The following is a 4,640-nucleotide window of genomic DNA, read 5'->3' as shown; positions in this document are numbered from 1 at the left end:
ACCAGTGACTAATCGGTTTTAGCTGTCAGAGCACCTCAGCAGTCTATAAGCCCTAAACGTGAGAGAGCCTGGTTATAGGGTTTCTTTCAGGTTTATCGAACAGCGTCGCTGTTCGTGAAGGGCTCAAGTGCAACCAAACTGAAAATAATGACAGCAGGCCCGTCCCTAGAGACGAGCCTGCTGTCATTAATAAATCCCTGGACTAGCTAGCCCTAAAGCTGGGGTACAAACTGCTGCTTGTCGGGCACCACGGTGTACTCAGAGACAATCTGCCGCAACTCGTCGCCGTCGATGGTTTCTCGCTCAACCAGCAGATCCACCAGGCGATCGATCAGGGCGCGGTTTTCCTGCATGATGCGCTTGGCGTTGTCGTAGCACTTGTCTACGATGAGCTTCACCTGGCCATCAATGCGAGACGAAATTTCTTCAGAGTATTCTGACCGCGACAGCCAGTCGCGCCCTAAAAACACTTCACCCTGGGAGCTTTCGAGCGACAGCGGCCCCAGGTCTGACATGCCAAAGCGGGTGACCATCTGCCGTGCCATGCCGCTGACCTGTTGCAGGTCGTTGCCTGCCCCAGTGGTGACTTCGGCATCGCCAAAGATGACATCTTCAGCCGCGCGGCCCCCTAGCGCGCCAGTAATGCGAGCCAGCAGCTGAGATCGGGAGATCAGCATTTGCTCCTCGCTGGGGGTGAACCAGGTCAAGCCCTGGGCCTGACCCCGAGGAATCAGGGTCACTTTTTGCACCGGGTCGTGGTCTTTGACCAGGGTGCCAACGATGGCGTGACCAATCTCGTGGTAAGCAATTAAGCGCTTGCTCTTGCTGTCTACCAGGGGAGTGCCCTCCATGCCAGCGATAACGCGGTCTACCGCATCATCGATCTCGGTCATGGTGATGCCTTCCTTACGGCGACGGGCGGTGAGAATAGCGGCCTCGTTGAGTAGATTGGCCAGGTCGGCCCCGGTAAAGCCGGGGGTACGACGTGCGATTGTCTCTAGAGAGATATCGTCGGCCAGTTTTTTGTTGCGGGCGTGAACTTCGAGAATTTCGACCCGACCTTTGATATCGGGCGGATCCACCATCACCTGGCGATCGAAACGGCCAGGACGCAGCAGCGCTGAGTCAAGCACGTCGGCACGGTTAGTAGCGGCGACGATGATGATACCGGAGTTGCCCTCAAAGCCATCCATTTCGGTGAGCAGTTGGTTGAGGGTTTGCTCTCGCTCGTCATTGCCGCCGCCAATACCAGCACCCCGCTGGCGACCAACGGCGTCAATCTCATCAATAAAGATGATGCAGGGGGCGTTCTCTTTGGCTTTCTTAAACAGGTCACGGACGCGAGACGCACCCACACCCACAAACATTTCGACAAACTCAGAGCCAGAGATGCTGAAGAAGGGGACACCCGCTTCCCCTGAGATGGCCTTGGCCAACAGGGTCTTACCCGTTCCAGGCGGGCCCACCAATAGCACACCCTTGGGAATACGAGCACCAATGGCGGTAAAGCGCTCGGGCTTCTTCAGGAACGTAACGACTTCCTGTAGTTCTTCCTTAGCTTCATCGATACCGGCCACATCGTCGAACATGATGCCGGTCTTGGCCTCCATCATGAAGCGGGCCTTAGACTTGCCAAAGTTCATTGCCTGACCCGGGCCACCCATGGAGCCGCTAGAGCGGCGGAACAAAAAGAACAGGCCACCAATGAGCAATAGCGGAAAGAGCAAATTGCCTAGGGCACCCACCAGAGCACCATCGTTGCGAGGGGGGTGAGAGTCGAGGCTGATGTCGGCGTTGCGTAGGCGACTCACCAACTCGGGGGAGCTACCGGGCAGGTCTACCCGCCAGCGCATGAGTCGGTTATCTAACTCAGGATCGACAGCTTCGACAATGGCGGTCTTGCCACCGTCGTAAAGATCGACCGCTGTCACCCGACCAGCGTCGAGATAGTCTAAAAAGCGACCATAGGTCAGACGGGTGTTGGCTGTATTACGCCCCATGTCGGCGGGTGCCGATGAAAACGCTCCTTGCCACAAGAAGAACCCCACTACCAGTAGCGGTAGGGTCCAAAGTAAGGCGACTCGCCACGAAAATTTCATACCTATGGCCTCTATTGACTAACGTGCACAGTGTTCACAAACGTTCAGTTAACGGGTTTTGATTGAGCTTAACCCCATTTCTATGATGCCTAGCAACCAAGAATGACCAGGCTCAGGAGGGGAAGCAATCGACTCGACGAAGTAAATTATGAGATAAATCTTTACTTAATGTAACGTAACCCATGGGACTCGATCAAACTAGAGGCAAAATCCTTTGCACTAGAGCTCTAGGATTAGGGTTCTAATACTGACCAGATCTTTACCCCTACTGCTTACTTTAGCGGGTTATCGAATTTAGAAATGTTAACGGCGTAGGTGCTGGAGCATGGCTCACCATTGCCGCCCTCTATGCGATCGCCTTTGCGCTGCTGGGAGTGGGCTACCTGGCTAATTACCAGGTAGCACGCTACAGGTGGTTTTAGGGGAGCTAGCGATCGCAGGGCTAGGATTTTTACCCCAGCTTGGGTTAGCCTCCACCTAGGCTCGGGGCGGGAATCTAATGCTGGTGCTGGGGTTCGTTGGCAGTGGCTAAATCAACGCCAGCGCCTCCTTTAGCCGGGCCACGTCGAAGCCGCGCTGGCGCAAAATCAGCCACGATGCCATCAAATCTGGCCCTTGTAGGGCACCCATTAACGCTGCCCGCATTGATTTCATCACCAGCCCTTTCTTCACGCCCTGGGCTTTGGTGACCTCATTCACTAGAGCCTTGAGGTCGTCGATAGTGGCAGGAGGTTGCTCGGTTAGCCCAGTCAAAATGCCTGCTAACACCGGCTCGACCCCATCGAGCTGTACCTGGGTCTTGGCATCATCAGCAAAGTCTACCGTCTCGGTAAAGAAAAAGCGGCTTTGCTCAACTACATCGGTCAGCCGAGTCAGGCTAGGGGCCAGCATCGTCATCATGGGCAGCAGCCAGCTTTGGTCAGCCTCGGGGTCAACGGCGTAGCCCGCGGCCTGGAGGTAGGGCAGGGTTAGCTCGAGCAAGGCGGCGGGCTCCATGCTGTGCAGATATTGGCTGTTGAGCCAGTCGAGCTTATCCCAGTCGAACTTGGCCCCGGCTTTGTTGACGCGATCGAAGCTGAACTGTTGGGCCGCTTGGTCGAGGGTAAATTGCTCGGCAGCATCGGGGGCCGACCAGCCCAGCAGGGTCATGTAGTTGGCCAGGGCCGGAGCGACAAACCCCATATTCTGAAAGTCTGAGATAGAGGTGACGCCGTCGCGTTTCGACAGTTTTTGGCCAGTTTGGTTCAAAATTAGCGGTGTGTGGGCAAAGGCGGGTACCGCAGCCTCCAAAGCTTCGTAGAGCAAAATCTGCTTGGCGGTGTTGGCAATGTGGTCTTCGCCGCGAATGACGTGGGTGATGGCCATGTCGATGTCATCGACCACCACCGCCAGATTGTAGAGGGGTTGGCCAATGGTAGTGCTTGAAGACGCCCGCGCCACGACCATGTCGCCACCCAGGTCGCTGGCCTGCCAGGTGACGGGGCCGCGCACTAGATCAGTCCAGGTGATGGTGCGGCTGTCGTCAATCTTGAAGCGAATCACCGCCGGGCGACCCTCGGCCTCAAAGGCGGCCTGCTGCTCTGGGGTGAGATCGCGGTGGCGGTTGTCGTAGCGGGGGGCCTGGTTTTTAGCCTTTTGGGCCTCGCGCATGGCATCGAGCTCGGTGGGGGTGTCGTAGGCGCGGTAGGCCAGCCCCTGGTCGAGCAGGGTTTGAATAGCCTGGCGGTAGAGGTCGAGGCGCTGGGTTTGAAAGAATGGCCCTTCATCCCAATCGAGGCCGAGCCAGCGCAGGCCGGAGAGAATATTTTCGGTGAACTCTGGCTTAGAGCGCTCTTCGTCGGTGTCTTCAATGCGGAGAATGAACTGACCCCCTTCGTGGCGGGCAAACAGCCAGTTGAACACAGCGGTGCGGGCGGTGCCAATGTGCAGATTTCCGGTGGGGCTGGGGGCAATGCGAACGCGGACGGTCATGGGGGTTCCTGCACTCTCGACAGATGGGATAGTCTTTTATTTTAGGGGGTGGGCGATAGTGCATTGCGGCCCTGGCGATTTTGGATTTGCGATTTTAGATTTTGGCGGGGCGATCGGTAGGTCGCCGTAGGGTGGGTTAGGCGGCAGACCAACCCTGCTGGACGCGAGAGCAGAAACCGGGTTTCTGTGGTCAGAGCAATAGCCCCCGGCAACTCACAGAAGAAACCCGGTTTCTATACAAAGGGATTTGCGCGATGGTAAGCGGTGCATTGCGGCCCACCATGGGAATTTGGCGCTTTGGCAGGATGGAGGTGGGGCCGATAATGCACCCTGCCAATGGCCCGTTAATTTTGGATTGGCGATTTTGGATTTTGGAGAGGTGATGGGCACGCTGGAGGTGGGTTCGTTTGGACTTAGGCAGTGAATGAGCAAGAGTTTAAGGACTGGACAGTGGGAAGTTCTCTGTCCAGTGACGAGCCGCCAAGAAAAACGGACATGGGTTAAGTCAAACGACCCGTCATGCCCGAAACTGGCTGATATAGAACGTTTCAGCCAGCAATATTATGGAGC

The 4,640-nt window shown here is 56.4% G+C and carries 2 protein-coding genes; both read right to left on the bottom strand.

From position 1 onward, the window contains the following. Nucleotides 1-212 precede the first annotated feature (212 nt). Complete coding sequence (gene ftsH2, locus IQ254_RS29820; RefSeq protein WP_193969769.1) at nucleotides 213-2,099, bottom strand: ATP-dependent zinc metalloprotease FtsH2; 1,887 nt, start codon at nucleotides 2,097-2,099, stop codon at nucleotides 213-215. A gap of 528 nt (nucleotides 2,100-2,627) precedes the next feature. Next, nucleotides 2,628-4,070, bottom strand: coding sequence for a glutamate--tRNA ligase (gene gltX / locus IQ254_RS29815; protein WP_193969768.1), 1,443 nt, complete (start codon nucleotides 4,068-4,070; stop codon nucleotides 2,628-2,630). Between the last annotated feature and the right edge of the window lie 570 nt (nucleotides 4,071-4,640).

Origin of the sequence: Nodosilinea sp. LEGE 07088 (assembly GCF_015207395.1) — a bacterium.
Lineage (GTDB): Bacteria > Cyanobacteriota > Cyanobacteriia > Phormidesmidales > Phormidesmidaceae > Nodosilinea.
Note: the sequence above shows the minus strand (reverse complement) of the source record. Positions and strands in the feature narration are given on the sequence as shown.